Source organism: Acidithiobacillus sp. TH-A36 (assembly GCF_057473445.1).
In genome coordinates this window covers 1-5,621 of the sequence record NZ_JBYCKP010000071.1, presented here as the reverse complement: position 1 = coordinate 5,621, position 5,621 = coordinate 1, and the positions used below count along the sequence as shown (strand labels likewise).

7 protein-coding genes and 1 pseudogene are annotated in these 5,621 nt (G+C 56.8%); all 8 read left to right on the top strand.

From position 1 onward, the window contains the following. A partial coding sequence (locus AC2VLY_RS01780; protein ID WP_486893609.1) for an ABC transporter permease occupies positions 1-485 on the top strand: 485 nt, incomplete at its 5' end. 87 nt (positions 486-572) lie between these two features. Next, positions 573-815 carry a BolA family protein gene (locus AC2VLY_RS01775; RefSeq protein WP_486893608.1) on the top strand — a complete coding sequence of 81 codons (243 nt, stop codon included), beginning with the start codon at positions 573-575 and terminating at the stop codon, positions 813-815. Between the two features lie 34 nt (positions 816-849). Next, a complete protein-coding gene (grxD, locus tag AC2VLY_RS01770) occupies positions 850-1,173 on the top strand; it encodes a Grx4 family monothiol glutaredoxin (protein ID WP_010640654.1) in 324 nt (107 codons plus the stop codon). 19 nt (positions 1,174-1,192) lie between these two features. Continuing rightward, on the top strand, positions 1,193-2,470 hold the full coding sequence (gene murA / locus AC2VLY_RS01765; protein WP_193651188.1) for a UDP-N-acetylglucosamine 1-carboxyvinyltransferase: 1,278 nt from the start codon (positions 1,193-1,195) through the stop codon (positions 2,468-2,470). Continuing rightward, a complete protein-coding gene (hisG, locus tag AC2VLY_RS01760) occupies positions 2,467-3,114 on the top strand; it encodes an ATP phosphoribosyltransferase (RefSeq protein ID WP_193651187.1) in 648 nt (215 codons plus the stop codon). The genes murA and hisG overlap by 4 nt, the downstream gene beginning before the upstream one ends. Continuing rightward, entirely contained in the window at positions 3,111-4,412 is a 1,302-nt protein-coding gene (hisD, locus tag AC2VLY_RS01755) for a histidinol dehydrogenase (RefSeq protein ID WP_486893605.1), read from the top strand. Before hisG ends, hisD begins: the two co-directional genes overlap by 4 nt. Beyond that, a complete protein-coding gene (hisC, locus tag AC2VLY_RS01750; protein WP_193651185.1) occupies positions 4,409-5,479 on the top strand; it encodes a histidinol-phosphate transaminase in 1,071 nt (356 codons plus the stop codon). Before hisD ends, hisC begins: the two co-directional genes overlap by 4 nt. Beyond that, positions 5,476-5,621 (top strand): annotated as a pseudogene (locus AC2VLY_RS01745) (imidazoleglycerol-phosphate dehydratase); the annotation flags it as partial. The gene hisC and the pseudogene AC2VLY_RS01745, both read left to right, overlap by 4 nt.

Sequence of the window (5,621 nt, the reverse complement as noted above, 5' to 3'; positions counted from 1 at the left end):
TGCTCAGCCCGCTCACGCCCACGGAAATTTTTACGGCCATGGTCGCCGCTTCGGTGTTCCGGGGTATTTTAGTGGGACTGGCCATTTTTGCCCTGGCGTTACTGTATCTGCACATTCCCGTGCTGCATCCCTTCTGGATTCTGGTTTTCGCCATCCTTGGTGCCAGCGGCATGGGTAGTCTAGGTTTGATAGCGGGCCTCTGGGCCGAAAAATTCGATCAGATCGCCGGCTTCCAGAATTTTGTCATCATGCCCCTGACTTTTCTGGCCGGTGTATTTTACTCGGTGCAATCCCTGCCGGGTATCTGGCGGCAGATTTCCCTGATTAACCCCTTTTTCTACATCATTGATGGTTTTCGCTACGGTTTTTTTGCCGATTCGGATGTCAGCGTCTGGGCCAGCCTGGGGGTCAGCCTGGCTTTTGCAATCATCACCGGCTTTTTTGCCTGGCACCTGCTTGATCGGGGTTACAAGCTGCGCCAGTAATACAGCACGCCATACGAAAATAGCCGCTTTGAAAAGGGGATCACAAATCTCCTGTTATGGGATACAATGTTCCACATGAACGCCAACATGATCAAATCACTTATTCAGCAAGAACTCCCGGATGCCCTGGTTGAAGTACAGGGAGACGACGGTGCCCATTTTGAAGCACTGGTCATCTCGGCTACTTTTACCGGTTTGTCCCCTGTCAAACAACATCAGCGGGTTTATGCCGCTCTGGGTGAAAGCATGCGTGAAGAAATTCATGCGCTTTCCCTGCGCACTCTCACCCCTGAACAGGCCGAGCAGATCCGTCATCCTGCCCAGCACTGAAACCATCCACGCCTGACACGTCACGAGGATTACCATGGCTACGATTCAAGAACTCATTCAGGAACAAGTTGAAAAACACCCTGTCGTGCTTTACATGAAGGGCAACCCCCGCGCGCCTCAGTGCGGATTCTCGGCGCGCGCCATACAATTGCTGCAGCAGTCGGGAGTGAAGGAATTGTTCACTGTGGATGTTCTCGCCGATCCCCAGATTCGCGACGGTATCAAGCAGTTTTCCAGCTGGCCGACCATTCCCCAGCTGTACATTCAAGGCGAATTTGTCGGTGGTTCCGACATCATGTCTGACCTCTACCAGCAGGGCGAACTCCAGAAGCTGGTGGAAAAAGCCCAAAACGCCTGAAAGGTTAGCATCGACCCTTATGGATAAACTGCTGCTGCGTGGTAATGGCCCCCTGCGTGGCGAACTACGGATTTCCGGGGCCAAAAATGCGGCGCTGCCCTGCCTCGCTGCCACCTTGCTGGCAAAAGAACCCGTACAGCTCCGTAATATCCCTCATCTCCGGGACATTACCACTACCCTGGAACTCCTCAGCACCCTCGGAGCCAGAGTCCTGGTGGACGGTCAACTCGGTATCGAAGTGGATCCCCGGCCGGTACACTCGCTGGTGGCTCCCTACGAACTGGTAAAAACCATGCGGGCATCCATTCTGGTGCTCGGCCCACTCCTCGCCCGCCATGGTTCTGCTGAAGTCAGCCTGCCGGGCGGCTGCGCTATTGGCAGTCGTCCCGTCAGTGTCCATCTGAGCGGTTTGCAGGCCCTGGGCGCGGAAATTACGGTGGAAAACGGCTTTGTCAAAGCCAGGGCGGCAAAACTCATCGGTACCCGGATTGTCATGGAAATTGTTTCTGTCACCGGCACCGAAAACCTGCTCATGGCCGCGACACTGGCCGAGGGGCACACCACGCTCGAAAACGCGGCCCGCGAGCCCGAAATTGTGGATCTTGCCCGCTGCCTGAATGCCATGGGCGCGCACATTTCCGGGGCGGGAACTTCGGTCATTGAGATAGAAGGCGTCAAAGAATTACATGGTGCCGAACACAGCGTGGTGGCTGATCGCATTGAAACCGGCACCTATCTGGTCGCCGCAGCCATGGCCGGGGGCGATGTCTGTCTCAAACGCACCGATGCCAGTCTTTTGGAAAGCGTCATCCTCAAATTACGCGAAGCCGGGGCAGAGGTGACAACCGGCGCTGATCTAATTCGCCTGCGCATGAAGCAGCGACCCAAGGCCGTGGATATTCGTACCGCCCCTTTTCCTGCCTTCCCAACGGACATGCAGGCGCAGTTTATGGCCCTAAACTGTATTGCCGAAGGCAGCGGCGTGATTACGGAAACGATTTTTGAAAATCGCTTCATGCATGTTTCCGAATTGCAGCGCCTCGGGGCGGAAATCACTGCCGACGGCAAAACTGCGGTAGTCCGGGGCGTTCCGAAGTTGCGCGGCGCACCGGTCATGGCCACCGATCTGCGTGCCTCTGCCTGCCTGGTTCTGGCTGGTCTGGTCGCTGAAGGGGAAACCCTGATCGACCGGATTTATCATCTTGATCGTGGCTACGAAGTCATTGAAGAAAAACTGGGCGCTCTTGGCGCGGATATTCGACGTATCAGCAATAGTGGTCTCAGGAGCACATCATGAATACCGGCATCACCATCGCCCTGTCCAAGGGCCGTATTCTTCAGGAAGCCATTCCGTTATTTGCCGGTGCGGGCATCGAACTGGCCGAAGATCCCGATGAATCGCGCAAACTCATCATTCCCAGCACCGATCCGCAAGTGCGTTTTCTGGTGATTCGTGCCAGCGATGTCCCCACCTATGTGACCTGGGGTGCTGCCGATGTTGGTATTGCCGGAAAAGATGTGCTGCTGGAACAGGAAGGACTGGATTTGTATGAACCGCTGGATTTGCGCATTGGTCTATGTCGCATGTCCGTGGCAGAGCCTGCGGCGCTGGCCGCCACCGATGCCCCGCAACGCTGGGAGCGGGTGCGTATTGCCACCAAATACCCGCACATTACCCGGGAGTATTTTCATGGTCGCGGGGTACAGACCGAAATCATCAAATTATACGGCAGCATGGAGCTGGCGCCGCTGGTCGGACTGGCGGATCGCATTGTCGACCTGGTTTCCAGTGGTCGGACACTTCTGGAAAACGGCCTCGTCGAAGTCGAGGAAATCATGCCGATTTCCAGCCGCCTGGTAGTCAATCGTGCCGCCATGAAACTTAAGCGCCGCGCCATTGAACAGCTGATTACCCAACTGGAGGCACAGGTCCGCTCATGAATCGTCTCGACACCCGCGACCCCGATTTCACCCGACAGTTTCATGCCCTGCATGATTGGGATGCCAATCTGGATGATCAGGTGGAAGGCCGGGTCAGGGAGATTGTCCATGCTGTGCGCGATCGGGGTGATGCCGCCTTACGGGAATTTACCGAACGCTTCGATGGTTTGAGCACAACTTCTGCAGCTGACCTGGAAATACCCCGGACGGCTCTGGAAAAGGCTTTAAACAGTCTCGAACCGTTGCAGCGTGCAGCTCTGGAAGAAGCCGCCCAACGTATTCGCGCCTATCACGAATATCAGCGTAGCGAGAGCTGGAGTTTCAGCGAAGCCAATGGCACCCGGCTCGGCCAACGCATTTTGCCCTTGTCCCGGGTAGGTATTTATGTGCCCGGAGGTAAGGCCGCCTACCCCAGTTCGGTGTTGATGAACGCCATTCCTGCCCACGTGGCCGGAGTTGAGGAGATCATCATGGTTGTTCCTACCCCCAAAGGTCAGGTGAACTCCTGGGTATTGGCCGCTGCCGCCATTGCCGGGGTGCATCGGGTGTTTTGCGTGGGTGGGGCCCAAGCCGTTGCGGCACTGGCTTATGGAACCGAAACCGTTCCTGCCGTCGACAAAATCGTCGGTCCCGGCAATATTTATGTCGCCACGGCCAAGCGTATGGTTTTTGGTCGGGTAGGCATCGACATGATTGCCGGCCCCAGCGAAATCCTGGTAATTAGTGATGGGTCTGCGCCTGCAGAATGGCTGGCCTGGGATCTTCTGTCTCAGGCAGAACACGATGAAATTGCCCAGAGTATTTTCATCAGTTGGGATGACGCTCACATTGACGCTGTGGTCACCGCCGTGGATCAGGCTCTGAGCGTGCTCGACCGCGCCCCCATCGCCAGTAAAAGCTGGGCGGATCGTGGGGCGGTCATCCGCGTGCGTGACCGTGCCGAAGCCTGCGAAGTCGCCAACAGGATTGCCGCAGAGCATCTGGAGCTGGCAGTAGCTGATCCGGAAAGCTGGCTGCCCGACATTCATAATGCGGGCGCCATATTCATGGGTATTCACAGCTGTGAGGCACTGGGTGATTATGTAGCGGGACCCAATCATGTTCTGCCCACCGGGGGCAGTGCCCGGTTTTCCTCGCCGCTGGGTGTTTATGATTTCGTCAAACGCAGCAGTCTCATTCAGGCCAGTGCGGCTGGCGCCAACACTCTGGGCCAGCTGGCCGAGCGTCTGGCTCTGGGTGAAGGGCTGACCGCCCATGCCCGTTCTGCAGCCTGTCGCGTCACGGACCGGCAAAAATGAATAGCCGGACGCTGATGGAAGTTCTGCTGCGCCCGGAACTGCTGGCCAGCAAAGCTTATGCAGTCGCGCCCAGCATCGGCCTGATCAAGCTGGATGCCATGGAAAATCCCTATGGGCTCCCCGATCTGCTGCGCCAGGCCTGGCTGGAAAGTCTGAGCGATGCCCCCATTAACCGATATCCTGATCCCCATCCTGACAGCCTGATTACTGCCCTCAAAAAGCATATCGGCCTGCCTGCGGGTATTGAACTCATGCTGGGCAACGGCTCCGATGAACTTATTCAGATTCTGGTGACCGCTGTGGCCGGAACAGGACGGCCGATCATGGCGGTTGATCCCAGTTTCGTCATGTATCGCCTGCTCGCCGAGCAACTGGGACTACCCTTCGCTGGCGTGCCCCTGGATGCGGAATTTCAGCTGGATTTGCCCGCCATGCTCTGGGCCATCGCCGAACACCAGCCCGCCATCGTGTTTCTTGACTGGCCCAACAACCCCAGCGGCAGCCTGTTCCCGGAAGCCGACCTGCTGGCCATCATCCAGGCGGCTCCCGGTCTGGTGGTGGTGGATGAAGCCTATCATGCCTTCAGTCAAACCACATTTGCCGGGCGACTCGGACAATATCCCAACCTGCTGCTGTTGCGGACGCTTTCCAAAGAAGGTCTGGCAGGACTCCGCCTCGGCATGCTGGCAGGGCCGTCCCCCTGGATTCAGGAACTGGACAAATTACGTCTGCCCTACAATATCAACATATTGACCCAGCGCAGCGCGGCCTTTTATCTCCAGCACAGTACCGTACTTGATGAACAGGCGGATATTCTGCGCGCCGAACGAGACAAAATGTTCAAGGCCATCTCCGCCATGGGTCTGGCAGTCTGGCCCAGTGCCGCCAATTTCCTGCTTTTTCATACGCCCGGAAAAGCGGCAGAAATTTACGCAGGTCTGAAAAACGGGGGGATATTGATCAAAGCCTTTACAGGCCACCCCCGTCTCGGCGACTATCTGCGGGTAAGTGTCGGCAAACCTGCCGAAAACAGCCGTTTTCTCTCCGTACTGGAGTCATTACTGTGAAGCCGCGCCAAGCTGAAGTCGAAAGAAACACCCTTGAAACCCAGATTCGCGTCCAGATCAATCTGGATGGCTCGGGACAGGCGGATCTGCATACCGGCCTGCCTTTTCTCGACCACATGATTCATCAGATTGTGCGTCACGG